Annotated in this window: 26 protein-coding genes; 22 read left to right on the top strand and 4 right to left on the bottom strand. The window is 43.7% G+C overall.

The window, feature by feature from the left end:
- The first annotated feature begins 42 nt into the window (after positions 1–42).
- Positions 43–471 carry a hypothetical protein gene (locus P8X24_RS06450; protein ID WP_372914670.1) on the top strand — a complete coding sequence of 143 codons (429 nt, stop codon included), beginning with the start codon at positions 43–45 and terminating at the stop codon, positions 469–471.
- Complete coding sequence (locus tag P8X24_RS06445; RefSeq protein WP_372914668.1) at positions 393–2,675, top strand: 6-pyruvoyl-tetrahydropterin synthase-related protein; 2,283 nt, start codon at positions 393–395, stop codon at positions 2,673–2,675. The genes P8X24_RS06450 and P8X24_RS06445 overlap by 79 nt, the downstream gene beginning before the upstream one ends.
- A 23-nt stretch (positions 2,676–2,698) precedes the next feature.
- Here P8X24_RS06445 and P8X24_RS06440 read toward each other — a convergent pair whose 3' ends face one another.
- Complete coding sequence (locus P8X24_RS06440) at positions 2,699–4,627, bottom strand: alpha-amylase/4-alpha-glucanotransferase domain-containing protein (RefSeq protein ID WP_372914666.1); 1,929 nt, start codon at positions 4,625–4,627, stop codon at positions 2,699–2,701.
- Positions 4,628–4,789: 162 nt separating this feature from the next.
- Between P8X24_RS06440 and P8X24_RS06435 the strand changes: the two genes are divergently transcribed.
- From P8X24_RS06435 to P8X24_RS06345, 19 genes are all read left to right on the top strand, one after another.
- Complete coding sequence (locus P8X24_RS06435; protein ID WP_372914664.1) at positions 4,790–5,248, top strand: hypothetical protein; 459 nt, start codon at positions 4,790–4,792, stop codon at positions 5,246–5,248.
- 225 nt (positions 5,249–5,473) lie between these two features.
- Positions 5,474–8,647, top strand: a complete 3,174-nt coding sequence (locus P8X24_RS06430; protein ID WP_372914662.1) for a COG1470 family protein — start codon at positions 5,474–5,476, stop codon at positions 8,645–8,647.
- 12 nt (positions 8,648–8,659) lie between these two features.
- Complete coding sequence (locus tag P8X24_RS06425) at positions 8,660–9,079, top strand: hypothetical protein (RefSeq protein ID WP_372914660.1); 420 nt, start codon at positions 8,660–8,662, stop codon at positions 9,077–9,079.
- 204 nt (positions 9,080–9,283) lie between these two features.
- On the top strand, positions 9,284–9,586 hold the full coding sequence (locus P8X24_RS06420; protein WP_372914658.1) for a hypothetical protein: 303 nt from the start codon (positions 9,284–9,286) through the stop codon (positions 9,584–9,586).
- Positions 9,583–9,996 carry a hypothetical protein gene (locus P8X24_RS06415; protein ID WP_372914656.1) on the top strand — a complete coding sequence of 138 codons (414 nt, stop codon included), beginning with the start codon at positions 9,583–9,585 and terminating at the stop codon, positions 9,994–9,996. The genes P8X24_RS06420 and P8X24_RS06415 overlap by 4 nt, the downstream gene beginning before the upstream one ends.
- Before the next feature lie 71 nt (positions 9,997–10,067).
- The gene (locus tag P8X24_RS06410) at positions 10,068–10,427 is read left to right on the top strand and encodes a hypothetical protein (RefSeq protein WP_372914654.1); all 360 of its coding nucleotides are present in this window, start codon (positions 10,068–10,070) and stop codon (positions 10,425–10,427) included.
- A 198-nt stretch (positions 10,428–10,625) separates the two neighbouring features.
- On the top strand, positions 10,626–11,048 hold the full coding sequence (locus P8X24_RS06405) for a hypothetical protein (RefSeq protein WP_372914652.1): 423 nt from the start codon (positions 10,626–10,628) through the stop codon (positions 11,046–11,048).
- Positions 11,048–11,350: a hypothetical protein gene (locus P8X24_RS06400; RefSeq protein WP_372914650.1), complete on the top strand. Its 303-nt coding sequence runs from the start codon at positions 11,048–11,050 to the stop codon at positions 11,348–11,350. Before P8X24_RS06405 ends, P8X24_RS06400 begins: the two co-directional genes overlap by 1 nt.
- 5 nt (positions 11,351–11,355) lie before the next feature.
- Positions 11,356–11,856 carry a hypothetical protein gene (locus P8X24_RS06395; RefSeq protein ID WP_372914648.1) on the top strand — a complete coding sequence of 167 codons (501 nt, stop codon included), beginning with the start codon at positions 11,356–11,358 and terminating at the stop codon, positions 11,854–11,856.
- 92 nt (positions 11,857–11,948) lie between these two features.
- Positions 11,949–12,590 carry a hypothetical protein gene (locus P8X24_RS06390; RefSeq protein ID WP_372914646.1) on the top strand — a complete coding sequence of 214 codons (642 nt, stop codon included), beginning with the start codon at positions 11,949–11,951 and terminating at the stop codon, positions 12,588–12,590.
- Between the two features lie 471 nt (positions 12,591–13,061).
- A complete protein-coding gene (locus P8X24_RS06385; RefSeq protein ID WP_372914644.1) occupies positions 13,062–13,547 on the top strand; it encodes a hypothetical protein in 486 nt (161 codons plus the stop codon).
- Positions 13,531–13,701 carry a glycine zipper domain-containing protein gene (locus P8X24_RS06380; protein ID WP_372914642.1) on the top strand — a complete coding sequence of 57 codons (171 nt, stop codon included), beginning with the start codon at positions 13,531–13,533 and terminating at the stop codon, positions 13,699–13,701. Before P8X24_RS06385 ends, P8X24_RS06380 begins: the two co-directional genes overlap by 17 nt.
- Before the next feature lie 16 nt (positions 13,702–13,717).
- Positions 13,718–14,248, top strand: a complete 531-nt coding sequence (locus P8X24_RS06375; protein WP_372914640.1) for a hypothetical protein — start codon at positions 13,718–13,720, stop codon at positions 14,246–14,248.
- Between the two features lie 24 nt (positions 14,249–14,272).
- Positions 14,273–14,635 carry a hypothetical protein gene (locus tag P8X24_RS06370; protein ID WP_372914638.1) on the top strand — a complete coding sequence of 121 codons (363 nt, stop codon included), beginning with the start codon at positions 14,273–14,275 and terminating at the stop codon, positions 14,633–14,635.
- Entirely contained in the window at positions 14,623–14,925 is a 303-nt protein-coding gene (locus P8X24_RS06365) for a hypothetical protein (protein ID WP_372914637.1), read from the top strand. Before P8X24_RS06370 ends, P8X24_RS06365 begins: the two co-directional genes overlap by 13 nt.
- Before the next feature lie 4 nt (positions 14,926–14,929).
- Complete coding sequence (locus P8X24_RS06360; RefSeq protein WP_372914635.1) at positions 14,930–15,556, top strand: hypothetical protein; 627 nt, start codon at positions 14,930–14,932, stop codon at positions 15,554–15,556.
- Between the two features lie 153 nt (positions 15,557–15,709).
- Entirely contained in the window at positions 15,710–16,153 is a 444-nt protein-coding gene (locus P8X24_RS06355) for a hypothetical protein (RefSeq protein WP_372914633.1), read from the top strand.
- A 214-nt stretch (positions 16,154–16,367) separates the two neighbouring features.
- Positions 16,368–16,874, top strand: a complete 507-nt coding sequence (locus P8X24_RS06350) for a hypothetical protein (RefSeq protein ID WP_372914631.1) — start codon at positions 16,368–16,370, stop codon at positions 16,872–16,874.
- 139 nt (positions 16,875–17,013) lie between these two features.
- A complete protein-coding gene (locus tag P8X24_RS06345; protein ID WP_372914629.1) occupies positions 17,014–17,580 on the top strand; it encodes a hypothetical protein in 567 nt (188 codons plus the stop codon).
- Positions 17,581–18,463: 883 nt separating this feature from the next.
- On the opposite strand, the gene alaS is transcribed toward P8X24_RS06345, so the two are convergent.
- The 3 genes from alaS to P8X24_RS06330 are packed head-to-tail and all read right to left on the bottom strand — an operon-like array spanning position 18,464 to position 21,703.
- On the bottom strand, positions 18,464–21,202 hold the full coding sequence (gene alaS / locus P8X24_RS06340) for an alanine--tRNA ligase (RefSeq protein WP_372914627.1): 2,739 nt from the start codon (positions 21,200–21,202) through the stop codon (positions 18,464–18,466).
- Positions 21,203–21,235: 33 nt separating this feature from the next.
- Positions 21,236–21,514: a hypothetical protein gene (locus tag P8X24_RS06335; protein WP_372914625.1), complete on the bottom strand. Its 279-nt coding sequence runs from the start codon at positions 21,512–21,514 to the stop codon at positions 21,236–21,238.
- Positions 21,515–21,556: 42 nt separating this feature from the next.
- Complete coding sequence (locus tag P8X24_RS06330) at positions 21,557–21,703, bottom strand: hypothetical protein (protein WP_372914623.1); 147 nt, start codon at positions 21,701–21,703, stop codon at positions 21,557–21,559.
- Positions 21,704–21,881: 178 nt separating this feature from the next.
- On the opposite strand from P8X24_RS06330, the gene P8X24_RS06325 reads away from it, so the two are divergent.
- The coding region (locus P8X24_RS06325) for a hypothetical protein (protein ID WP_372914621.1) at positions 21,882–24,381 on the top strand (2,500 nt) is incomplete at its 3' end.

Below are 24,381 nucleotides of genomic sequence, written 5' to 3'. Positions count from 1 at the left end.
TTATCGATAGTTTATTATATTGGATATTTTAAGAGGATTTGCGTGGCCGTGATAAAAATAGTGAATCCTTCATACCAAGTGGCGTTTATACGGGAGTTCCTAGAAGGAGGAGAGTTCATGGAATCATCGAGCCAGGAAAGGATAGTCGCTCAAGGTAAGGTGGAAGGAGCACGATTTAAGCTGATCTATGAATTCTCCACCGGGAACATAATCATCTGGACCCCTGACGAAGATATGAAACTAATATTGTCAAAGCTCATAAAACACGAGAAATTCCTCCGAAACTCGATAATAATTGGCTTTTCCCATAAACTTGGGGCTGAAGGAGATGGATATATACTAATCAGGAAGAATAGAGGGACAGTGAAATTCATTAGGGTAGGTGAGGAGGCGTGGGTAGCCAGAGGGGGAGATGGTTGCTACTTTTCAGCAACGATAAGAGGGTTAAGGGAGATCTTAGCAGAAATGTAGCAATCGCCGGAATATTTATCATCTGGTCGTTTATTATCTTTCTGCCATTCTATAGAGCTCCCGAGATTCCAGCCCTTCCTGTTGACGGAAATGGCCATCTATTCAAGGTTTACAAACTCATGCAGGATGGATGGAAGCCATGGATAAATGATTGGTACACTGGATATCCATTTCTCAAGTATTACCCGCCACTCTCATACTTGGTCGCTGCCTTCTTTGGGAAAATTTTAGGAACGCCTATTCGAGGACTAGCCATAACATTAACCCTCTTCTCGCTAATTGGAGTGGTTTCCCTTTATAAGCTGACTAAAAACGTGCCACTGTCATTACTCTATCCAACACTGCTTGCGCACTCTCCAATAGTAACGATTGAAGGTGCATATCCAAGGCTGTGTGCCCTTCTTGCGGCCCCAGCCTTTATCCTGGGTGCAAAGCTGATATTAGAGGGAAACGCTAAGGAGGTAACTCTCGGCTCAATGCTGGTCTCGATAGTGCTACTAACCCACCACTCAGCTCTCCTTCCTCTTGTAGTTCTAGTAGGCGTGCTTTATCTAAGAAAAATGCCCAGCGCACATAACATTGTAAGAGCCATTGGAATAATTCTTGTGCTGACGGCTTTCTTCTACGTGCCATTTATTCTCGATTACAGGTACTCCAACTTCTTTACGATAACCAAATATCCTTACCTATTTGAGTATACGTCAAAAAAACTAGGGGAGATCATCCTATCAAAGTACTTCTTCCTAATGATCCCGCTGTTGCTTACACTATTCTTGAGTGTTAGGAAAACTATCAGACACCTCGCATTAGTTGTCGCGCTCATGCTACTAGCAACGGGATACTATTCGCCAGTTAGAAGCTTCTACAACCTGCCACTACTCTCCAAGATGCTTCCCTACAGATGGCTTGATGTGTTACCTCTAGTTTTAGTCTTAGGGAGCTCGGAAGTTAAGAGGAAGTCAATTGTAAAGATAACCGCAGTCGCCTTAATTATCGCGATAACTCTGGCACTTCCTTACTCAATCGGAGGAATGCCTAAAGACTATTTGGAACTCGCTAAGTTCCTGAAAGACGAGAAAGGTAGGGACTGGAGGTTTTACGTTGTTCCAGCTGTGGCCCCTTATTCTTACCTCCCAGCTTTAACAGGCAAGCTAAGCCTAAACGGCTGGTACCATGAAGGTAGTCCCGCGGACAGGGAATATTTTAGGATGATGCATATCCTTTGTAAGGTAAATTATGGTCAAGATAACCATCTTGCGGAACACTACCTCTTACCCTATGCCACGAGATTCCTTATAACGACTCTTCAATCACCAGTTCCGGAACCGTATAAGTACGTCGGGAAAATTGGAAAGTTCAGAATATATGAAGCTAATACGAGCTTCTTTACACCTGTAGATCTGCTAATCGTTGGGAAATTCTATGATTTTCCCTACAGGTACATATACATGCCCTCCCTTACTGACGTACCCCATGGAGTTAGCACCGTAATGTACCTAGGAGAACCTAAAAAGAGCGAAGAAAAAACCCTGCTAGAGTTCGTGAAGGAAGGAGGTACCCTCATTGTAATACCGGAAAGGGCTGGAGAATTCCTGGGCACTAAGAGCGTTTTAATAGCGATGCCTAATGTAACAGGATTTGCACCATTTGTGTATGAAGGAAAAACATGGTATGGTCCTGTCTTTCAAGGGAATTTAACTCCCATTATCAAGGTAGGCAATTACACGCTCATCGGATTTAGAGACGTAGGGAAGGGTCATATCTATTTCATCGGCGGCAATCTACTGTTTCACTCACTTTACTGGAACTCGAGTAAGGAACTAAACCGCATATTCTCCCTAGCAAAGAACAAAAATGTTTCCCTGGGGTATAGGGACTTCATGATCAGTGATACAAGGTTTAGCGCAACCATCACTTCAACGTCCAGAGCAACTATAATAGTCTCAATAGCATACTACCCATATTGGAAGGTCTACATAGATGGCAAGGAGGTGAAAGTTTGGAGGGACTACAGAACTGGGCTTATGGTTGTAAGCATTCCAGGGGGTATCCACAAAATAGAGGGAGTGTATAGGGATCCATTTATTAACCTGCGATATTATTCATTACTAGGATGGATGCTAGCTGGAGCATACGTCCTGACAAAGAGAAAGAAAACTGGAAAGATTAAGCCGATGAGGCCTCTTTCGGGCCCTGATAGGTGATGAGGGCCTCCCTAACCGAGGCTTTAAATTTCCCTGAACCTTATCCTCAGTCTCTCTTCTCCATCTAAGGGCAACACCACCGTGTAGCTAACACCCTGCTGAATTAAGTCCCACCCGCTTTCACTTTGGCTTAAGGTTTTTATGGGGAACTTCCAGAGGGTAACCTCCCTGTCGAACTCAAGCCCAAACTTTCCTATTGCGTACTTGTCATCAACTTCCAACTCTTTTACCTTGAGAACCTCAGGTTTTTCCATTATGCTTTGAACTGCTAAGTTGAGCTCTATTGCGAGAACTATATCCTTTCCGGAGGCGGAATAATCCACGATGAAACCGTCATCTAGTAGCCTAAATGACTTTTCTACTCTAAAGCCCCCTTCTTCAAACCACAGATTTATCCCATTTTCAAACATGTTGAAGTGGTAGGGCTTAGCAGGTAACTCTAAAATTTCCGCATTTCTTGAGAGCCTAAAATCGTCTATAGTGGTTTCCTGTGGAATAAGGTGATCCTGAAGCATGAACCGCTGGTATTTATCGTATGCGACTTCTCCTCTGAGGTTATCCGGAAGCCTTTTCTCGAGCTCATGTATACTTGGGACACCGGCTCCATCATACGCAACTTCTACACCATGATAATGTTCCCATCTCCTGGTTAGAATGTCTACATAATTAACTAATCTCCTCTTACTTGAGAATTCTATAAGGGAACCTCCGTAGGAGGGCTTAAAAACGGCGTAGAAGTTTTTCCCCTCGAGGAAGACTTCCTCCCTACCATCAAAGTCTATATCTCTAATAAAGTTCCCTGGGGAAACGTAGGTGTTAGCTTTTATTAGGTTGCTCCACACGGCCCTCCTTAAGTGGGGCAGGTATATTCCACCGAAGAGACCGTGCCAGTACGCATCGTTGCACTGGGCCTTGAATAGGTACCTCCTCGCTTCCGGGATGTCCCTTACAAGTCTACTGACCATTAGCATTCTCTTGTGCATGTAGTTACTCTCCGGATACTTGTGGAAGAAGTTCTTCCAGATACCTCCCCTTACGAAGACCCTGTACCTATCAAACATGCCTTTTATCCTTAGCTCGTTCACGAACTCGACAAAAAGCTTCGCCTGCTCAGCTGGCAGTGACCACTCGCTCATCTCAAAGTACGAAGCTATCGGGAGGTACACTAAACCCTTAGGCTTGAACCTTTTCAAATATTCAGTGTACAGCATGAGGTTTATCCTCTCATCGGAAGTCACCTTCTCGAAGAACTCCCTGAGCCATCCCTTCTTGTAGACCCACTCGTGCGTTCCTGGCCAAATTCCGAACTTCTCTCCATCATCGTGAAATACAGCAACCTTACTTTCGTCTTCATCATCTAGCGAGTGCAAGTAATCAAGGACCTGCTTAACAGGCCTAAATGGAATTAGATATCGGAGCTTTTCATCTATAGGGAACACAACTATCGTTTCTCCACCATCTTCAGTATAGTAGGGCCAAAATAAGTGTTCCTTTAACAAGCCTGCACTCATGAAGTGGTAATCATCCACTATCACGTACTCTATCCCACTTTCTTTCAGCGTTTTCACGAGTTCGGGTTGCCAAACTCTCTCTGTTAGCCATACCCCTTTAGCATCGAACCCGAGGTTTTTGGCCCACTCTTTCATGAGCCTTATCTGCTCTAGCCTATCCTCCTTAGGTATTGCAGCTAGGACTGGCTCGTAAAATCCTGCTACAACTATTTCCACCTGTCCTCTTCTTACGAGCGACTGTAAAAGGTCGATGTACTCTGGTCTATTTTCCTGTAACCACTCTATTAGAGGGCCACTTATGTGGATTGCAACTTTCATACTTGGATATTCCTCTAGAATCTCGAGAAATGGTCTGTACGCTTTCTCATAGGCCTCCTCAAAGACCCAGCCAAAGTTTCCTAGGGGTTGGTGATTGTGAATCCCAAATATGAAGTTCACCATTTTATCCCCACCATATAGTCACTATGAGTGGTGAACACTTATAAATTATTTGTTGCTCGCAAAATACGACTAAGAACTAGCTACAAAGGTTTATATATCCCCAAGAACTGAAAGTTACCTAAGATGGGGATCCTTTTATAATAAAGATTTGGAGGGATTCGCGTGGATAAGAAGCTTGTAGCGATCCTAGTGATATTCCTGTTCGTCCTGTGGTACGCCCTTAGAACTGCTCAAATACCTCCAGCGAACATTCAAGCATCAGCGGAGGTGTTCTATATAAACAACGAAACAGTGACAATAGTAGAAAAGGATGGGTGGGGATTGTTTACCCTTGAAGTCAAGCCAAGAATTTCCGGGTTTACCTTTGAGATAGACTTCCCTCAAGGTACCGAGTACCTGATAAAAGTAAACGGAAAAGAGTACAAAGGGACAACAACCTTCAAGGTGACTCTGGACAGAGATACTGAAATTATAGTGAACTTTAAATTGCCCCAGGAAGAAACTATAAATCTGTACAGAGGGGAAAGCGAATATTATTTAACGATTAAAGCGACAAAATTCCCTATATGGCGTGTCGAATATAAAATAAAGTTAGTGCCGAGAAAAGAAGGAAAATACTAATAATCCCGTTTTTGTCCCTCTTAATACTCTAATTACCATTTAATTCTTTTACCTTTCTTATAGTTAATGCTAACTTTTTTCGAAGTGATTTTACTGGGGAGATCACGTTATCTCACATAACTTACCCAAAGTGTCAATTAACTTCTCTTCCAGTTTTGTGTTATTTTATTTTTATCAAAAATTTTTTAAGTTATTATTATCTATTGTTATTCTGGCGATATCATAATGAGAAAAATAGTAGGGTTATGGTTAATAATACTGGTTTGCGGTGGGACAGTAAGTGCAGGAATTAAGAACAACTATGTGATAGCGGCGACAACTGCCGACCCATATGCAACATTTTGGGAGATTCTGTACAGAGAATCAGAACTTGTTGCAAATATTGAAAATGGCAACTTTAGCCTTGCTCCCGAGCTAGTCTGGAATTCTCACCTTGGAGCTAAAAATGCTGCCAATATCTCAGCCCTAGTGTGGCAGGCATTAGAGGAACTGAAGGCATCCGGAGTCAAAATGTACTACACCGAAGAAGAGCTCCTAAAGATGGCTGAAGACATCAAGCAGAATGGACTTCCTCAGGAGACTGTAGAAGCCCTAAAGGCTCAAGGCTGGACTGATGAACAGATTAAAGCTTTGGAAGAGTACATCATCCAGAACGCTGACTCAATAACTGGAGACTTTAACATGAGTGCATTCCTTGAAGACCTCTCAATGGCATTCATCGACATTGGTTTCAAGTACAACGAGTATGAAGCATGGGGACTAGAAAAGTGGAAGTGGGCTTTACCTAGTAATCCTCCAGTGTTTGAAGAGACGGAACAGCTAATAAACCCAGTTTTGGCCAATTTATGGGTAGCATTTTACAAAGAATACTACGAAAAAGACTATCAGGGGATGGAAAAAGCCATTGAAAACTTGAGAGAGGCTACTTATAACCTGCTGACTGCTCAGTCTATAAGCACCCTTGAAAAGGGAATTGAAAGAGACATTTGGGGCTTTACCTGGGTTAAAGATGGAGGATTTGCTTTTTCAACGGGAATAGGGTCACATATAGTGGAAGATAGATATTATTGGCCCAAAGCCCTTAAAGCGTACGAGCTTATAGGGAACATTTATACGTTGATAAAGGCAAAAAATTACGGCAATACCGACGCTAGGTTAGAGAATATACTCAACCAGAAAGTCGCTGAGTTGAAAGACGCACTAAAAGTTTCATTGATTTGGCATGAAGAAAATGACCTCCCAGAGCCTCCATATCCTATCATGCCCATTATTCCGCTTCCCCCTAAACCTAGGCCTACGGGAGCACTAACAGGATCCTCTTCCCAAGATTCCAACCTTTCATCTCAAACAAACACAGAACTCATACTTAACGAGACTATCGTAAAAAAAGCCCTCTCAATTACCGACAATGAAGGCCTTCTTCTAATAAACAAGGTAGACGTTGTCATTGACACAAACCAGCCTGGAAAAGTTGAATACCATATTGAGATTTCCCTTAAGGCCGAGAACAATGAAGTTAAAGACATCAGAATAAATGTCAAAGACTATACAAGTGGGGATTCTGACTCAGGTTCAGTCCCAGCGATTAATATTGGAGATAGCCACACTTGGACCAGCAAAAGATTCACGTATACCCACAATTCAGAGGGTGAACTTACTGTCACAGGAAAAGTTGAGATAACCTACACACCTATCTGTGGAGATATCCCGCAATCTCCTCCCTCTGATGGGGAATTAATGCAATCTTTCTGTGAGGAGAGAACTATTAGAGAAGAGTACTCGGCTACAATTGACTTAAAATCCCCAGTAGATTGGAGTAAGGTAAACATTAGGTTAGAGGCTTCACCGGAAAGTGCTACAGAGGGTGAAAGTGTAACTTATAAGTTCACCATTGAAAACAACCAAGAATTTCAGCTTGAAGACGTAAAATATACCGTAACAATTCCAATCTCACTGACTAGCTCACAGACGTATTCTGGGACAATAACCCTTAATCCCGGTGAAACTAAGGTAGTTCTAACAAAGACAGTAGCTTACGACACTCCAAGCACTTACACTGCAACGGCTTCAATATACTGGAACGGACACTCAAAAAGCACTGAAAAAAGCGTAACTGTGACCAGGGGAACGTTGCTAATAACAAGTGTTGATATAACCCCAGAAACTCCAAAGCACGGAGATACTGTGACTTTTAACGTGGTTCTCAAAAACCCAGCCTCTCGCTCCAGAACTGCAACGGTAAAGCTCTTCATTGACGGCATCGAAAAGTCGAGCAAAACCATCACTCTTAGTGCCGAGGAAACTAGAAAAGTATCCCTACCATGGACAGCTCAGGCAGGGGATCATTCGTGGAGGATTGAGGTTCGGGAGGATGGAAGGTTGGAAGCAGCGAAAAGTGGAAGCCTAGAAGTTTCTGGGACTCCAACCACATTGTTTGATGCTAGGTTAATTCCCTATCCTACTGAGCTTGAGGGTGGTGGGGAAGTGACGTTCCTGGTTAAGGTTTGGAATTATAACAATGATAGGATTAGTCTTAAGGGTTTTGTGAGTGATGGGGATGGGGCGATAGTCAAGAACATTGACTGGACTGGAGTTCCAGGGAACGCTCAAAACTATACGGTGACAACATTCACCCTAACAGTTTATGGAGTAGGAGAACACAAGTACAAGTTATTCCTCGACAATTACGATGGGCAGCCAAACGGAAAAGGGGAGGAGCACTGGGACGAGGTGAGGGTGGAAGTGAGGCCTATGAATGGGACAGGATTAAAGCAAATTAGTTCTGAGTGTGATGATGTTTACTTTGACTTTAAGGATCATGCATATAGGGCCACGTTGTCATGCAGGGTTTATTTACACAATTCCAATTCTAGGGATGAAGTTAGAATCAGAGATATTGCAGTGCTAAACAGCTACTCCTTAGGTGATTTGGAGAGTGTGCCCGCGGGCAGTCTGAACACGGGGGAATGGAGCATCAACCCGAGTTCATTCACTATTCCAGCACAAACTACTAAAATTGTCCAGTTCAGTCTCCCATTAGAGATTAACTCGAAGATTCCAATAAGCGGCGCAGATGCTACCGAAATAGTACTTAAGGATGGAGAATTCATCACTGTCGAAATACCCTACACCCTCGGGTACAGCTACGACGGGAACACTTGGACTCACTTTTCAGGCAAAATCCACGACACAATTCAAGTAAAAATGGACACAAAGACCGTTGCAGCAGACTACGTGCTGAGCGGGGCAATGGCGGTTATAGATCCTGGAACCACAGTGAGCTATAAAATTGGAACAGTAACAGTCTTTGGCAAAAGCATCAATGTCCGAGTAAGTGTAGATATATGGGCAATAATATGGAACACCCTCATTAAACCATACATCTTGGAACACACGTAAGGGGGCAGGGAAATGGGAAATGCACGTAGTCTCAAAACCCTCTATGGGGCCCTGATTCTCTTTTCTTTATCCTTCCAACTCGGGTATTTTGGAACATGGGTTGCAACCAGGACGATAGTGGGCTCTGCAGTGGCGTTTATGGTCATAGCAGCTATTTGCTGGGCTGGTAGGCGCCTGAATTCTGGGAGGTTCGGGGATAGGGTAATACAGTACGTCATCGGCTACACTGCCCTCTTAGGTGCCCGGGGAAAATCCAAACAGCTTTTCGCTCTTTTTGTGGCGTATTTTGGCATAGGCGGAATCTTTAATCTTCCGCTGATGTCTGACTCTACTGGATTTTTCTTAACGATGTTTCCTCTCACGATTGGATTAATCGGGATTACGCTTCCATGGGTGGAGAGGGAGTGCCGTGACAGTGGGAGAGCAGGGTAAATGAGGTGAATGGCATTTCCTCTGGTTTTTAGTTTTGAATGGGGTTCCTAAAACCCTATATACAGGAACACACGTGAGGGCTGAGTGATGACTTGCAGGAAATTTGGGTACGTGGTTTCCCTCTCGACGATTTTCCTTTTTATTTCCGTTGGTGCTTTATATTACAGCCCTCAAAGTGCAGTGTTAACAGTTATTGGTGATTTAGTGGGAGTGTTAATTGTCTATCTGGTGTGGATATCCCTGGATAAAATTGCAGACAGGGTTTACGAGGGCATCTACTGGAGACTTGGTCTTGATCTCGTGTACGACTTTTTAAAGGAGAGGCGTGGAAGTGTCAGGCAGTTCGTCTCAATTTTCATGCTGATTTTACTTCCCCTCTTTGCGTTTAATCCACATTCTTCCAATGAGTTCTTCTGGCGAGTTGTTATTCCAGTTGATATTACCACAACATTAGCGATAATGTATGCGATAACTTGTGCACCATGGTCAAAGAGGGGAGAAAAATGAAAGGCAAATACTGTCTTAAACTCCCCTTTGGCTTTTTGATATTCTTTCCTTTACTGTATCAGGGCATTTATTTTGGAGTGCTTTCTGCTGTTAAATCCGTGATAGGGGTCTCTTTGGGAGTGCTGATGGTATGGGTTATATGCACGGTGGGGAGGAGGTTGAGGCCTGAAAACCGTGCTCACTGGCTTATTTTACATGTAACGGGTTATTACTACACATCGGGTGCTAAGGGGATTGTTAGACAGCTGTTCGATCTGTTCGTCTGGTACTTTAGCTTTGGTATAATCACTAATTATTCCCTTGCCCATAGATCCGTTGAGTTTTCCTCTCGATGTTTCTCCTTACGGTTGGGTTCATTGGGATTACGCTTCCATGGGTGGGGAAGGCCTGTAAACGTACTTACATGGTAGGATTATAAATTGTACCTCGGGTCGAATCCGGACAAAGGGGATGATAACAACGACATTGTGGGGGATAATGTGTGAAAAGACCACTTAGATATACTCCAGCTATTATCGGCCTGCTTTCTTTGGTTTATTTATTTTCCATTGGAGACAATTACTCTGAGACTGCCTATCCGTTGCTTCAGCTGAATCTGTATTTAACGGCACTGGTCATAATGCTTCCATGGTTTGAGGATGAGAGTTTTGGATTTGAAATGAAGGTCTTTGCTCCCCTATGGTTGTCAATAGCGGCATTATTGGCTGGAATGGAGTTCTTGGAAGGTCTTGCAGCAATTTTATGGTTGGCATGGCTATTCCTACCACTCTTCAAGATTGACAGTGTGCTTAGCTTCTTAAAGGAATTAACGGAGGATCTAAACTGCGAGAAAATCCAATAAAGGTATTACTGGTAGTACTAGTTCCGCCATTGCTCATTGTGGTGTGGTACCACCTAATTTTTGGAATACAAGCAGTTGCCCTGTTGGCAATATACGTTGTTTATGCTATTCTTCCAGAGTTTAATAAACCCAGAAATGCTAAAAATAAAAAGTAAAAAAAGTGAGTGTAATGGCGGGACTTAACTACCAAGCCCCTCCTTGAACAACTACGATGGAAAGCCGAACGGAAAAGGGGAGGAGCACTGGGACGAGGTGAGGGTGAGGGTGAAGTCTTGGAAAGCAAGTTTGAAACTTGAGTGCGATGACAAAATCATACTTAGTGAAGATGACGCTGACGACCTTGACTGCACTTTATACTTGCTAAGAACCAATCCAGAAGACTCTGTGCAGGTCAAAATATCAAAAATATATGTGGGAGGGGCAAAGGTGTGGCCAAGTAACTTTGACGGAATCACACTGTCTAAAGAAGTTCTCAAAGTGACTCCCTATGATCCAGACGATGAAACGCACATTGAACTTACAATAGATGAAAATTTGCGGAATTCTACTTTGGGATTGACCCGCTCTTTCCGTGGCATTCCTATGTCGACAAACTCGCCACGGACAGGCCGTGGGAGATAGTGCTGCACTTTAAAAACGCACCTCCAATAAGCGCAACTTTCAGGATTCTAAAGAACGGTGCCGTTAACCCGGAAGATGTAGTCGAATACGGGGGCTCGGGAACCTTTGTCGCAACAGAAATTCTTGAGAGGGCCGGCTACATAACAACTGAAGCATCGGGGCTTGGAAAAGTGGCAGTTGTTGGATCCAAGCTATTCGGATATGTAGGGCTACTGCTCCTCCTGACTGACATCGCTGAGGAGATTTATTTCTATGGATGGAAGCGACCGAGGGATTTTGACAACGACGGTTTTGTGGGGTGATGGTCATGGACGAGATGAGAGTTCACAACATCCTGACCTTTTACCTTCCCTTTTTGATTTTGGCCGGTTTCGTTTATGAGTTCCTGAACAGGAACTCCAAGGCGCTGGTTTATGTCTCGGCGTATTTGATAGCCTATCTGGCAATTAGACTTGAAATTCACCACTACACCCACAAATGGAGCGCGCATAGAGATCCAGGGTTCGTCAGGATTCTTTTGATTTATGACCTGTTTGCGTTGGGCTTTCTGCTACCCACTCTCCTCGCCTATTCAACGAAGGAGACCTTTATCAGAAACTTCCTGATTTACATTGTCGTGGCATTTCTCATGTACGTGCCGATTTCCAGAATGGTCAACAGATTATCGGGAGTGCTGGTATTGTCCCTTGGATCTTCACTTGCAATCTTTATAATCACACATGGCATTCTAGAACCCGGGATATTTGCGCTCCTTGGTTTGTGGACGTACTTGGCCCTGAAACACGGTTTGGTGGCCCATGCCGGATGAAAGGCTCAATGTTAAGTTCCTCTCAAAGACCGGACTGAAATTGGATGGAGTGGGGGAGAGCGCTTGGTGAGGTGAGGGTAAAGGTGAAGCCGTTGAACGGGACGCTAGAGCAGGTGGGCTTTGAGTGTGATGATCTATACTTTGACTTCAGAGACTATGCTTACAGAGCAACTCTATCATGCAGGGTCTATCTCTACAATCCTAATGGAGAGGAGGTGATGGTCAAGGATGTTGGAGTTCTAGATAACTACTCTCTGGGTGATCTGGAGGATGTTCTAGTAGGCAGTCTGAGTACGGGTAAGTGGAACATCCAACCAGAAACATTCACCATTTCATCCCAAGGAACTCAAAGCATCCTCTTCAGCCTTCCAATAGAAATAGGTTCGTGGCTTCCGATAAGTGGAGTCGATGCTACGGAAGTCGTGTTGAAGAACGGAGAATATACAACAGTTAAGTTTACTTATACGCTTGGATATAGTTACGATGGAAACTCCTGGACACACTTTTCCGGAGAAATCTATGATACAATTCAAGTAAAAATGGACACAAAAACAATCACAACTGACTATATACTTACCGGAGCAGCGGCAATCTTGGATCCTAATACTGTCATAAGCTTCAATATTGGAAGTATTAACATTTTTGAAAAGAGTGTTAGTCTCAAGTTAAGCCTGGATCCGTTTGCCATATTTTGGAATACCCTAGCTAAGCCTTGGATTCTAGAACATACATAAGAGGGATTGGAGATGGTGGGAAGGAATGTTCTCAGCTTCATGTGTATTTTTTGGTTCTTTCTTCTTTATTTTATCAAGCTTGGTATTTTGGAGTCTGGAGTGCCATTAAAACTATAATTGGTTCTTTAGTGGCATTCCTGTTTGTAGTTGGAATCTGTCTAATTGGAAAGAGCTTGAACCATCGTAATTGTAAGCATTGGCTAATATTGCATTTACTGGGATATCCATACATCTCTGGAGCAAAGGGCAGGACCAGACAGACATTCTCCCTTTTTGTACTGTACTTTTCCATTAGTGGTTTACTTAGCCTACCTTTAGTTGATGAATCCTCTAAATTTCTCCTAACGCTATTTCTACTGACCATAGGTCTGACAGGGATTACACGCCAGTGGATGGTAAGAAATTGTCAAGAAACGTCCTAATATTGTGATTAAAAATGAACAGTGGGAAGAACATTGGAGCGAGGTGACGATGGAAGTGAAGCCTCCAAGTGTTCAGACTGCATTCATGGACTGTAGCGACTTAGTGTTATCCGCAGAGAGGGGGAACCTTATACTAGATATGTCCTGTGAAGTATACTTCACGAATCCTACCGATGTTGAGTGGAGGATCACTGATGTGGTCACTGAAGCGCGCATACTTAAGGGTCAGTATACTCAAGAAATCACGCCAGAATTTAGTGACACTCTACTTACTCCTACAGTCCCCGCGAAGGGAACAGGAAGACTACAAGTAAACTTCCATGATACTCTCCCAGCAAGCGGATTCCTTGGAAAAAGCGTTAAGATAGGAGATTTGGCTGGGGTTTCAGTTCCAGTTGAAGTTGACTTAACACTTGAAGTCAATGGTAAGACGTACGTTGTAGACTCCCAAGGAAACACATGGAGCCTAAAATACAGGGCAATTAAAATGGTAGAGATTTCTATTGAGGAGAATAAAATTGTCATGGATCTCTAGTGAGTTAGCAATAGTCGCTACAACTACTGCAGTTGGCGCCGTAATTGGAGGTTTGGTAGGAGGGCCTGTTGGTGCTGTAGTTGGGGCTGTTGGTGGAGCAGTAGTAGGAATAATCCTTAGCTATATCCTCCATGAATACTTAGGGATACCCTGAGTGGGAGGTGAGTCTAGTGGATAACAGGCTGAAAATTTCAATTGGATTTTTGCTTTATTTAATAACATTCCTCTTAGTGTCCATTACTTATTCCCCAGTTAGAGGGTTGTATGTCCTTGCATTAAACTCAACAGTACTTTTTCCGTGGCTGGTTCTTACCCTTAGTGGGTACGGTAAGCCCCCTAAGAGGACTGCTAACCTATTACTGGGTGCAACCTCAGTGTTACCTCTCCTCTCTGCACTCTTTCTGGGGGTGCTGTACAGGGACTGGAATTTAACCGTGGGCTTTATATTCCTATTCATAACTCTCGTGATGTTTGCTTTGATATTGACATATCTAAAAATCACCATAGAGAGAACTGGGAAAAAAGTAAAATATGATCCCAGGGACATGAAGGTATTCTGGCTGATTCAGTGGGCTCTCAACTACTATGTTATTGTTCAAGTAGGCAAGGACATAGTACTCCTACTGATCCCAGTACTCCTTGGAGGGTACTTAGTCTTCTCAGGAACTGCCGAGCTTAAAATCTCGAAACCATTTAAATGAGTGATAGACTGGAGCGAGGTGGGGGTGGAAGTGGGGTCTGTGGGCAACGTGATTGCAAGCATGAAGTGTGAGCCTGCAGTTGTTCCTTTGGATGATTCAACTACTTGTACTGTTCACCTTGAGCTGAAGAGGTCTGATACGGTTACGCTGAGTCTTCAAGAAGTTGACTTTGGTGGTAAGAAGGTATGGCCTAACGGTCCGAGTAGTGTCACAGTTAACAAGCAAACTGTAACTCTAACTCCGACAAACATGCAAGAAGACTTAACAATAACGATAACCATAAACGACGAGCTGGCGAACTACTACTTCGGCCACTGGGGTTATACTCACAGATTACTTGAAACTCCCTCATATCTGATTGAATTGAAGTTCATTTGGCCGGCTTAACGTTCCCCATCTCCGATGTTATAACAATTGTGGAAGATGAAAAGGACTGGAAGGATGTAGCGGTTGGTCTAGCTGCGGACTTCGCAGGAGGTGCAGTAGTTGCGGTAATTGCAGGCACAAATCCAATATCACTCTCATTTGTAGCAACGTTTCTTGCTGGAGCAGCAACAACGGAATATGTAATAAAACCACTAGGCACGTTCATATGGGATTTATGGGGGAATATTGCTTGGGGAATCAGTAATCCTGGGGCGGGAGAAAATGATAATAACTCTGTAGCTGGGGGGTGAGGATATGAGAGTAAGCATACGTGTCTCCCTTCCTCTTATTTTTCCAGGACTTTTAATGGTCTCCACGCTTCAGATAATAGTAGCGGTCTCCGGTAGAGAAGAAGGGATAGCTGCTGGAGCTCTGTTTGCGATGATATCTCTACCGTTCCTTTTCATTGGCTACCTCTTTGCAAAAGAAAAGGAGGATTTAATGTTCGTGCATGCAGTGTTACCTGTCTTAGGATTCTATCCATTCGCATACGCCACGAAAAGTCCCTCCTCGTGGATTTTGGCAGGTTTGGTGCTTTTAATTCCTGCATTATCAGTGAGGAACCTTAAGATGCAAAAAGGCAACGTTGATGCCACTATTCTGGCACTTTCAGTTATTGTGTGTCTTGGACTGCCAACAAAGACTCTCTCTGCAGTAGGTCTAGCGTCGCTGCTGTTGATGCACTACGTTGTGAAGAGAAACGTGAAGCTTAAAACAAAAGCGTTGTTCCTGATTTCGTACGTGATTCTATGGGGGCTGATAAACTGGAAGAGGGCAGATCCCGTCATAATGGGCATGGGAATTGTTTTTGGAGTTAGCATGTTCCTCCTAATGCACCTCACAGAGAAAAGATTAGGTGAGAATGGGTGGGAGCGATATTGAAAAGGTTGAAACATGGTTTTCCGAAGAAAACGACAACAATTGTGTAGTAGGGGATGAATGTTGGACGTTTTCCTTGCTATTTCCATCTTTTTGTGGATTATTATCGGCATAGGAGCTCTTATCTCAGAGCGCAGGGCATTGGTAGGGGCGGGGGTGCTCTTGGCATCTTTTCTGTACCTTAAGATGAGCCAAACAAACAATGACCTCATGGCTTTCATGGCAATATTCCTGCTTTGGCTGTCTCTATCGCTGTTAAGCGTCGCATGGTCTCTGAGAGGGATAATCAGGAGGGAAGTTGAAGCGGCGTGTTCCTTTGCATCTTTAGGTTACCTGCCCGTATTTGCTGTGCTACTCTTGAAGTATGGGATAATAGCCCTGATGGATGTACTATTATGGTTCCCCATGTGGTACGGCTTTCGTACGCAATATGTATGTGAGCATGAGAAAACACGTATGGCTCTTATGTATCTTCCCGCACTATTGATGGCAATGCTCTTTCGCACATTCCTAGCACTCCCATATGGAGTCTTGCTGTGGTGGCTTGATGGAGATATCAAAAAACTGCTGGATCTCAGGGGGGCAAACATGAAGCAATGAAATAGCTCTTCCTCGACAACTACGATGGAAAGCCGAACGGGAAGGGCGAAGAACACTGGAGCGGGGTGACCGTGGAAGTGAAACCTACAACCTTAGCATATGCAACATTAAATTATCCCTCAAGTGTGCCACAAATGATGAAAGACCGACCCAGTGTAAAATAAGAGTCTGGAATACTGGAAACAGCGCCTTTTCCACGAGAATAACAAAAGTTGTGTTTGGAAACAATGTCATTTGGAATGGCACAGGTACAGTAGTTGCAACAATTGACCAAGTTTCAATAACAGTGCCTCCTCATGGGGTTAACAATGTATCGCTGACTTTTACCGTGAATGGGATAGCAACTCTATTATTTGGGGATCCATTTTTTAACTACAAGCTTCCAGAGCACTCCCCATACCTGGTTAAAGTGTACTTCACAAACCTACCACCAGCAAGTGATATAGTGGAAATAACCGAGGCAAATTCCATTGTTCAGACGGTATATAATTATGGAACTGCATTTACCTCAGGAGCGTTAATTGGAGCAGCCATTGCTACCTTTGGGGGTGGAGGAATCATTGCTGGTGCCATCGGAGGAGCAAGTGGCGTTGCAGGACAGACTTTGGTGGACTCTGGGTTTCTAAATTGGATCAAACTAGTGTTTGAGAAGATATTCATAGATGGCGAAGGTGTGATACCCGACAATGGATCTGACGGAAACGACGTAACAGGAGGGTGAGACAAATGGGAAATCGTGATCATTATACTTTTTCCATGCTTTTTTATATTTTAGGCTACTTGTTTGTTACATCAGCAGGATTTTTGTATATGCGGATAACTACCAGGAGCAGATTTATTGGGACATCAGGAGCTATATTATGTCATTTGCATTGCTCGTGCCCTCACTTTTAGCGGCTCTCCTCTTCAAGCGTTCATATCCGTCTGAAATATTAAAGCTCAGAATACTCTCCAGCTATATCAGTTTAGCTCCTCTCTTGGCCCTTACCCCCTGGACTGGAGGCTCTAAGGAGGTAGGAATAATTGTCCTTGGTTATCTGCTGTTGTACACCAGTCTATTTACGGTTGCTTGTTCATCATACAGGGGATATACAGTGTTTATCAACATGACAGCGGCACTGCTGTTCATGCTTGGGCTAACGCTGAGGTTTGGAGGCTGGACCTGGCTTTCCTTTGCGGTTGGAGTCGGAGGAGTTCTCTATGGACTTCTAAAGGAACTTTTCGATGAGGATGCAATAACAATGCGAAGAAAAGCAATGAGAACGTCAGTTGCTGGGTTCCTTTCCCCAGTGGTGTACCACGCTCTAGTAATTGCGTTTTTTGCTGGTGGAGCGAGATGGCAGTTTCTTGTCTTGGATTTGGTTTTATTTTTGGTAATATTCGAATTAAACTGGTTACCGGGAGGTGGAAGAAATAATAAAGTTTAGGTTTTCATTATTCCCTCTTCATACTTCCAGGGATCGTGAAAATATTGTTATATGGATGAAACAACAAAAGAATTTCGATCTTGATAAAGGATTGCAGAAGCATCAACGTTAGTGCCGGGGATACTGGAGTGGTGAGTTTAACGTGGAGTGCTCAGGCTGGAGGTCATTCGTGGAGGGTTGAAGTGTGGGGAGATAACCAGCTGGAGGCATCGAGGAGTGGGAGCTTGAAAGTTTCTAGTGACAATCTTATCGGCAGGCTCATGCCGAATGCTACCAGTACAGTAGTTTCGGGCACTGAAGTTCACTTTGACGTGGTTGTGGAAACAAGAACAATTACCCAGCTTATAATGTTCCCATTAGGGCCTTCTATATTATATAAATCCAGACGGAGACTTAAGTGATACAATTTTAGTATTTGCCAGATTGACAGTCTTGATGTTAAAACAGAATGGTTCATCATAACCTTTGCAAATCCCAGGGAATATTACTTTGCGCTCTACGTTAATGGAGAGCTCGGGGACGAGAGAACCATAACCGTGAAGTCAGACAGCAACATAGAGGCATGGATGGAATGCGAGGATGCCGTAGAATTATACAAAGTAATATTCATGTAAAAAACTTGAAGGATTTCGACATATTATGTAAAGCTAGTAAAAATCAAGTTTGGAGGGGAAACAGTGTGGGATGGAAATAATTAGTTTTCATTCTGCTATGTCTTTTGGTTTTATCTCATTACAGACTTGGGGAACTGTTAGGTCAGGCTCTTCTCACTCCTTCGCAGTAACTACACTCCTCGTATACCTCCGGGCGTTGATATATCTTGCTTAATAATTTACCAAAAATCAAGGAAAAGAGATTAAACAAACACTAGAAAAAGGTAAAGTTACTTTATCTCCTCTTTTACCCTCTCTATTGCCTTCTTGGACTTGTTGATATCTTTAATTCTTCCCTGGGCTAGCTCCTTTCTTCCTCCACCGCCACCGCCTGCAACTGAGGTAATGAGTTTTGCAAGATCTCCTGCCTTCAAGTTAACAGAATCTCCCACTGCAACTACAAAGTGGCCCTCTTTGTTAATCAACATGACAACTCTATTGTCTTTCCTGAGCTTGTTGGCAGCCTCTCTAAGGTCGTCCATTGTTCCTTCTACGATTTCTCCGATGAATTCAAAGTCGCCGATTCTTTCAACCTTACCTTCAAGCTCATAAACTATCAACTTCGCTAGCTCCTTCCTAAGCTTCTCAACTTCTTTCCTAGCCTCTTTCCACTCGTTGAAGAACCTTTCAGCCGTTTCGGGAACCTTTTCAGGTGGGACTCTGAGGACTTGGCTGGCTTTCTTGAGCAGGTCTCTCTCTTTCTGCCACTCTTTTACTGCAGCCTCACCACAGGCAAATATTATTCTCTCAACTCCATCTTGAATTCTCTCTGTTCTGAGGATTTTTATCGGACCAACTAGTCCTGTGTAGGGTAAGTGAGTACCACCACAGGCCTGAACATCCCAGTCTTCTATCTTTACAATTCTAATCTCCCTCCCCGGAACCACGCCACCTTGGTAGAGCCTAAACCCGTACTTTTGTTCAGCCTCAGTCCTTGGCAACCATTCCCAGGTGACCTTCCTGTTTTCCATGACTATCCTGTTCGCAAGCTCTTCAATCTTCTTCAGCTCTTCATCACTTATTCTCTTGTAGTGGCTTATGTCGAGTCTAGCCCAATCCGTGGTTAGCTGGCTTCCAGCCTGCCAGACGTGCCTCCCTAGAACCCTGACCAAGGCCCCCATGAGGACGTGGGTTCCTGTGTGGTGGCGCATGTGCTGTATTCTTCTGTCCCAGTCTATTCTTCCCCTGACCTTCATCCCTTCCCTGAACTTTTCAGGCTTCTCTACCCTGTGGAGAATAACTTTTCCAACCTTTTGGACGTTAGTTACCTTAACTTCCTCGCCCTCAACTATGAAAATACCTGTGTCGTAGGGCTGACCTCCTCCCTCTGGATAGAACGCTGTTTGATCCAAAACTACCCAGTTGTCTATCACTTTTAGAACTTCAGCTTCAAACTCCTTCATGAAAGGATCCTCATAATAGAGCGTCCTAGTGTCCGGGAGGTCTTTGACAAGCTCGAAGTCCACAATGCTTTCTCCCTTCTCCTCTACAGTTTTTTCTGCTTCCTTAGCTACAAGACTGTAGAAATTGTCCGGAACCTTAACCTTGACCCCTTCTTTTTCTGCAATTTCCCTTACTATCTCTGGCGTTAAGCCGTGACTCTCATAGAACGTTATGAGTCTCTCTAATGGAAGCTCATTTATTCCCCTCTTCTTCAACTTGCTTATCTCCCTCTTTACGAGGTCTGATCCTCTTCTTAGTGTCTCAGCGTACTTCTTCTCTTCTAGGTCTATCATTTCTAGGATTATATCTTCCATCTCCTTGAATTCAGGGAACGTTTTGTGCAGTTCCTTTATGTGCATGGCAACAACTTCGGATAGAGGAATCTCAAGACCGAGCTCTCTCAGGTGTCTTATGCTCTTTCTAATTAGAAGCCTCGCCAAGTATCCAGCCTTTACGTTGGAGGGGATTACTCCGTCTGCAAGCATGAAGGTTAGAGCTTTTGTGTGGTCTGCTATTGCGTAAATTAGCTCGTATGGTCTTATCATTTTCTCAAGCTCTTCAACGCTTATGTCAACTCTCTTTGCGACCTGTTCTCTCAGGTACCTGAGGTCACCCATATCTTCAATGTCAAACATTCCTGCTAATCTGGAGTTTTCCATAAGAATTCTCTCATCTATTTTTTCCACGCCAGCCATCCTCTTTAGGGGTTCTACTACGTAACCCAGGACTGCATCGTACGCTGTTGGAGTTCCTTGGCTCATCCAGACAAGCCTCTCAAGGCCATAACCAGTGTCAACGACCTTGGTTTCCATTGGAACGTACTTCTCACCCTTTATCTCCACCACCTGCTCAGGCGGAGCGTTTTCAGGGGCTTTCTTGTACTGCATGAAAACTAGGGTAGCAACCTCAAGGCCACGGTAGAGGACTTCAAATGCAGGTCCAGCGTTTCCCCCGCCGGCCCAAGGGTTCTCCTTGAAGGTTATGTCCTCGGGCTTCATCTTGAGTTCCTTAGTGAAGAACTCGAAAGCTAGTTCAACCGTCTCGTCCATCCAGTAAATTGGCTTTCCTGGGTAGTTGAATGCGTGGTGGGCCATCATCTCGAAGATCGTGAAGTGCCTACCGGTTATTCCAACGTTGTCTATGTCCGTAAAACGTATTGAGGGTTGGCTTATCGCTAGCGGATTAGCTGGTGGGTCTGCTTCTCCACTAATAACCCAGGGCTGGAAGTCCATGATTGAGGCTCCGACTAATAAAACGTCGTCTCTCCACCTCGGCAATACTGGATAGCGCTTTACTCTCCCATGGCCTTTCTTTTCGAAGAAGCTCAGGAACTTTTCTCTCATCTCATCGAGCGTGTACTTCTTGGGTATTCCTGGCTTTCCTATGAACTGATACTCGTCACAGGGAGGATCACCACAGGTCTCTCTGTCGGGATCAAGGGTCCAGAAGGGCTTTCCACAGACCTTGCACTTCTTCCTTATCCATCCCTCTTCCTCGAACATTTTTGTTTTCATGACGAACTCCATTTCACACCCCTGAAACTTCAAGGCAGGGAGGGGTTAAATATTTTCTTGATCTTCCTCGAAATTCTCTTCATCAATTATTATGAAGGGGATTTTCATCTTCTTCAGGAGCTCAATCAGTTGGTTGTATCTTTTCTCAAGCTTTTCGAGCTTATACCTTAGATTTCTGTTTTCAATTGCAAGGGAAGTTGCCTCTTCACTCTTCATTCTAAGTTGAGTCTTTAGTTCGATTATAGTTTCTTCTAACTCGGCTATTGACTTTTCGAGTCTTTCTATCTCTGCTATGTACTCTCTGCAGAATCTTTCCTTAATCATAAACATCCCCTTTGTGTACTTAGCATTACGTCCTCAACACTCTTATGTCTTTGTTCTGGCTTTCAGATTTTTCATTGTTGAGAGGTCCCCTGAAAACTCCTTGAAGCTGTTGCTCAAAGCCAGAGAGCTGTCAAGTTTGAACAGGTTGCCAGAAAGCTTGAAGTCGTAAGAAGTTTCTATGATTCTCATGGGGGGTCAGCTATATTGTGTCTGACTTGAGTGGTTAAATCTGCGAACTTATAGATCAGTAAACTCCACCAAGTAGAATTTTGCTTTGAACAGTGGTCAATTCATGTTATATATAGTTCTCCAATTAGACAAAAATCCATAAGAAAATTATAAATACTAAATGGCATTATAAAAAGTGGTGATTAGAGTGAAGAAATTTGCATGTATATATATTGTAGTGTTAATACTAACATTGAGTGTAAATCAGGCGATTAGTGAAAGCTTAATCTTGGCAGAGTACACTACTCCCTACGATGAGTTCTGGAAGATATTAGATAGGGAGGCAAAGTTGGTTGTTGAGCTAAATAAAACGGGGAATAGCAAAATAGCTAGGCAATTGGTAGAGAACTCTAGGTTAGGGGCAGATAACGCTGCCAATATTTCGGCTTTGATATGGACAAGCATTCAAGAGCTTAAGAAGTCGGGAGTGAAACTGTACTATACGGAAGAAGAACTTAGAAAAATGGCCTATGATATCAAAGAGAATGGCCTGCCCCAAGAAACTGTAAAGGCGTTGAAAGAACAAGGATGGAGCGACGCTGATATTAAGGCGCTTGAAGCGTACATCGCCAAGAATGCTGATAAAATTAATGGAGACTTTGACATGGAAGAGTTCTTGGTGAACATGAGCAGGGCCTTTGTGGACGTGGGATTCAAGTACAATGAGTACGAGCGTTGGGCTCTTGAGAAGTGGCTATGGAAAGTAAAGGGGGAACCCCTTAAGCCTACCAAGCACAAAGAGATAAATCCAGCGCTTGCTTTTGAATGGGTTAACTTCTACTCTGCCTACGCTGAAGGAGATATACAGACCCAACTTTCTTGGATAACGAAGCTTAGGGATAAGATACTGGAGATAATCACAGGCATGTCCGTTGGCCTAGGTCCCCTTAATAGAAGTACCGTGTACAGAGAGGGAGGTGGCGTTAATTTTATGTTAATGTCATCCTCCCGTACAGCAATTGTAACAAAATTCTACTACTGGCCTAATGCCCTCAAAGCCTATGAGCTTGCCGGTAACATTAGAACTATTCTCTTAGCAATGAGCTTGGGTAATAGGGATAGGAGACTTGAGGGAATTCTGAATGAAAAAGTTTCCGAGTTGCGCTCTTCACTCGTCGTTTATAAATTGGGCGAGAGCAAAAAATATATTGTGTACAAGGGGCTTAGGTGGCCTTTAACAGAAACAACAAAAACGGGAATACAGAGTTTAGATATTAATCAAATACTTTCCCAGACTCTTGCGCTGGAGGAAAACGAGGGCAAATTGCTCGTCACGGTAGAGGTAGTCCCTGTAAAAATTACCGAGTCTTACGTTAAATACAAGCTCAAGATAAAGCTGAAGGCCAAGGATAATGCCGTAAGGGATCTAAAGATTAAGGTAAGTGGGGATGGCTTAAAGTATTCGGAGACAGTAGATATACTTCATCCTGAAGATGGTAGTGAGATCGTTGAGACTGGTATAAGCGAAGCCATTTACGATGATAACCATGATGGAATTGTTAAGGTGAAGGGTAAAGTGGAGATAAGCTATGTATCCCTGTGTGGGGATGTAATAAAGTCCAACTTCAATCTAACTCTCCCTGCCCTTACCTGCGACAAAGAGAAAATTATCATTAGTGATTATTCCAAAGAGGTAGAAGTCAAGAGACAGGAGATAGATACGGATAAAATTAAGCTCTCTATATATCCTTCTCCAGAGCATCCAAAAACGTTCCAAGATGTCACGTTTTACGTCACGATAACTAACGATAACGACAAAGAGATCTCCGGTAAGTGCACCGTCTACATAGCTTTGCCGGAGGGTACTGGGAGGTATTCGAAGGACGTGATTGTACCTGCCAGCAGCTCCAAAACATTCGAAATAGCAGAGGTTCGCTACGGTAAGCCCGGAACTTACGGGTACAGTGGTGTCTTTAAGTTTGGACAGTTTGAGGTTAGTGCTTCTGGTAGCGTTACCGTTTCCCAGGATAGCTCTGGATCCTCGGGGAGCTTGAAGATTAAGCAGGTAAACTTTGAACCATCATTGCCGAAAGTCCAGGATAACGTGAAAGTTAGGGTAAAGGTAAGCAACTCTTACTCAAGCAAGAAGACAGTTAAGGTAGAGCTTGTGGTTGATGGGAAAACGGTAAATCAAGTGGATGGAGTTGTTAGTGGAGGGAAAGAGAGGGAGTTCATCCTTTCTTGGACACCAACTGGGGCTGGAGAGTATGGGTGGGTCGTTTATCTTTATGAAAAATCTGCCAACAATGTATATTTAAAGAAAGATAGTAAGAGCGGAAGGATTGAGGTGACGAGAATAAACTCACCTTTCTCCGTAAGGTTATACGCCTATCCTACTGAGCTTGAGGGTGGTGGGGAAGTGACGTTCCTGGTTAAGGTTTGGAATTATAACAATGATAGGATTAGTCTTAAGGGTTTTGTGAGTGATGGGGATGGGGCGATAGTCAAGAACATTGACTGGACTGGAGTTCCAGGGAACGCTCAAAACTATACGGTGACAACATTCACCCTAACAGTTTATGGAGTAGGAGAACACAAGTACAAGTTATTCCTCGACAATTACGATGGGCAGCCAAACGGAAAAGGGGAGGAGCACTGGGACGAGGTGAGGGTGGAAGTGAGGCCTATGAATGGGACAG

The sequence above is a fragment of the Pyrococcus kukulkanii genome (genome assembly GCF_041647995.1).
In the GTDB taxonomy this organism is placed as follows: domain Archaea; phylum Methanobacteriota_B; class Thermococci; order Thermococcales; family Thermococcaceae; genus Pyrococcus.
The sequence above is the reverse complement of the archived record's forward strand: the minus strand, read 5'-3'. Positions and strand labels throughout refer to the sequence as shown.

What these genes read in the sequence shown, in the direction of transcription:
- P8X24_RS06440 (WP_372914666.1), bottom strand. Translation starts at nt 4,627, where the DNA reads ATGGTGAACTTCATATTTGGGATTCACAATCACCAACCCCTAGGAAAC.
- P8X24_RS06430 (WP_372914662.1), top strand. Translation starts at nt 5,474, where the DNA reads ATGAGAAAAATAGTAGGGTTATGGTTAATAATACTGGTTTGCGGTGGG.
- P8X24_RS06425 (WP_372914660.1), top strand. Translation starts at nt 8,660, where the DNA reads ATGGGAAATGCACGTAGTCTCAAAACCCTCTATGGGGCCCTGATTCTC.
- P8X24_RS06415 (WP_372914656.1), top strand. Translation starts at nt 9,583, where the DNA reads ATGAAAGGCAAATACTGTCTTAAACTCCCCTTTGGCTTTTTGATATTC.
- P8X24_RS06395 (WP_372914648.1), top strand. Translation starts at nt 11,356, where the DNA reads ATGGACGAGATGAGAGTTCACAACATCCTGACCTTTTACCTTCCCTTT.
- P8X24_RS06385 (WP_372914644.1), top strand. Translation starts at nt 13,062, where the DNA reads ATGGAAGTGAAGCCTCCAAGTGTTCAGACTGCATTCATGGACTGTAGC.
- P8X24_RS06360 (WP_372914635.1), top strand. Translation starts at nt 14,930, where the DNA reads ATGAGAGTAAGCATACGTGTCTCCCTTCCTCTTATTTTTCCAGGACTT.
- P8X24_RS06345 (WP_372914629.1), top strand. Translation starts at nt 17,014, where the DNA reads ATGTCATTTGCATTGCTCGTGCCCTCACTTTTAGCGGCTCTCCTCTTC.
- alaS (WP_372914627.1), bottom strand. Translation starts at nt 21,202, where the DNA reads ATGGAGTTCGTCATGAAAACAAAAATGTTCGAGGAAGAGGGATGGATA.
- P8X24_RS06335 (WP_372914625.1), bottom strand. Translation starts at nt 21,514, where the DNA reads ATGATTAAGGAAAGATTCTGCAGAGAGTACATAGCAGAGATAGAAAGA.
- P8X24_RS06330 (WP_372914623.1), bottom strand. Translation starts at nt 21,703, where the DNA reads ATGAGAATCATAGAAACTTCTTACGACTTCAAGCTTTCTGGCAACCTG.